General features: G+C 67.3%; 1 pseudogene. It reads left to right on the top strand.

Annotated elements, in window-relative coordinates:
• Window positions 1-997: pseudogene (locus AC5LSR_RS22500) on the top strand (hypothetical protein); the annotation flags it as partial.
• Between the last annotated feature and the right edge of the window lie 36 nt (window positions 998-1,033).

The following is a 1,033-nucleotide window of genomic DNA, read 5'->3' as shown; positions in this document are numbered from 1 at the left end:
CGACGACCCGGCCGCCCTCCAGGACATCTGTGACCGGCTCGGCCCCGGCCAGATCCGGGTCTTCGCCGAACGCTGGTGGGCCCGGCTGCCGCTGCCGTTCACCCCCGCCGACCGTGCCGCCGGCTACTGGTGGGACATCTCCATGCGCCAGGTCGAGATCGCCAAGACCATCGTGTTCACCGCGCCGCGGCATGCCCGCGCGTTCTTCGAGGCGCTGGCCGCCGACAACCTCGACATCGGCCGCCCCGACAACATGGAGATCATTTTCGACCGGCAGATCCGGTCCACCACCCACGGCGTGTTCCGCACCGCGGTCGACCGCGACAACGACGGCGTCGTGGTCAACGCCTTCTACCGGCACTCCCGGATCAAGTACTACCTCAAGGACCACCGCGCGCTGCGTATCGAGACCGTCGTCAACGACACCTACGACTTCGGTGTCCTGCGCCGCCTCGAGCACTTCGACGACCTGGTCGCCAAGGCCCGTGACGCCAACCGCCGGCTGCTGGACACTGTCCGCGTCGGTCAGGGCTGCGTCCTTGCGAGTCCAGCCATCGAGCGGATCGCACAGCCCACCCTCGAAGGTGGCCGCAGGGCCCCGGCCATCCGGTTCGGCGACCCTCGGATCATGGCCCTGACCGGCGCCTTATGTCTGTCGCTGTTCGCCGTCACCGGGATCACCAACAAGAGCCTTCGCGCCTGTGTTGCCCGGCTGCTCGGCGCCCCCTACAGCGCCAGCCAGATGACCTACGACCTGCGGCGTCTGCGCCTCAAGGGCCTGATCGAGCGGATCGAGCACACCCACACCTACACCCTGACTCCCGAAGGCCAACGGGTAGCGATCTTCTACACCAAGGTCAACGACCGGCTGCTGCAACCACTGCTCGCCGCCGACCAGCCTCAGGCCCCACCCGACCTCCGGCACGCCCTGAAAGCGATCAACCGTCACGTCGACGACTACATCGCCCGAGCACGCCTCCGACCGCCAAAAACTTGACTCACTTGTCCGGAGTCTGGATCCCAACGGCTCTAG

The organism is Protofrankia sp. CiP1_Cm_nod4, from assembly GCF_982290645.1.
The sequence above is the reverse complement of the archived record's forward strand: the minus strand, read 5'-3'. Positions and strand labels throughout refer to the sequence as shown.